Below are 878 nucleotides of genomic sequence, written 5' to 3'. Positions count from 1 at the left end.
CACGAAGCGATCAAGACCACTCTGCCGAAAGCCAAAGAGCTGCGTCGTGTGGCTGAGCCGCTGATCACTCTGGCTAAGGAAGACTCCGTCGCTAACCGTCGTCTGGCTTTCGACCGTACCCGTTCCAAGGAAATGGTCGGTAAGCTGTTCAACGAGCTGGGTCCTCGTTACCAGGAGCGTCCGGGTGGCTACATCCGCATTCTCAAGATGGGTTTCCGTGCGGGTGATAACGCACCGATGGCCTATGTTGAGCTGGTTGACCGTCCTGAACTGGCTGACGCTGACGAAGAGTAAGCGTTAACCGTTCCAGAAAAACCGGGTCCTGTGCCCGGTTTTTTTGTGCCTGTTGCAAGTGTGAAAGCATCGGCTATGCTGGAGTTGTCATTAACGGGCACAGCGTATGGCGATCAACGGTTTTCACGCACACGTCTATTTCGACGAACAAACCTTTTCCCAGGCGGCGGCTCTCTGCCAGGCTGCTCACCAACGCTTTTCTGTGCCCATGGGCCATATGCATCGAAAGCCGGTGGGGCCGCACCCATGCTGGAGCTGTCAGCTGACTATCCCACGCCGTTTGGCAGGGGAGGTGATTCCCTGGTTAATGGCGAGCCGGAACGGCTTAACAGTGTTTGTGCATGGCCTCAGTGGTAACGATCTTCGTGATCATACGGAGTTGGTGATGTGGCTGGGGGAGAGCCAGCCGCTGGATTTGAGTATTTTTCAGTTCTCCGCCTGACAATAAGCTGCGCCACGCTTTTTCTACTTTCTACCCTTGTACGACCGTCCTGCCCCGGTAAATAACGGCCTTTTGTGTCGAGCGTGAGCGTGTGGGCGTTTGTCTGAGGGTTTCGGGCGCTGGGCTGATCGTTTGTCCCCGG

Annotated in this window: 2 protein-coding genes; both read left to right on the top strand. The window is 56.0% G+C overall.

The window, feature by feature from the left end; genetic code table 11:
• Positions 1-294, top strand: a 294-nt coding sequence (gene rplQ, locus A3730_RS03550) for a 50S ribosomal protein L17 (RefSeq protein ID WP_063537495.1), incomplete at its 5' end; no start/stop codon positions are given.
• A 106-nt stretch (positions 295-400) separates the two neighbouring features.
• Positions 401-736, top strand: a complete 336-nt coding sequence (locus tag A3730_RS03545) for a DOPA 4,5-dioxygenase family protein (protein WP_063521639.1) — start codon at positions 401-403, stop codon at positions 734-736.
• The last annotated feature ends 142 nt before the right edge of the window (positions 737-878 follow it).

Source organism: Alcanivorax sp. HI0044 (assembly GCF_001634945.1).
This window is presented reverse-complemented; position numbering and strand designations above follow the sequence as displayed.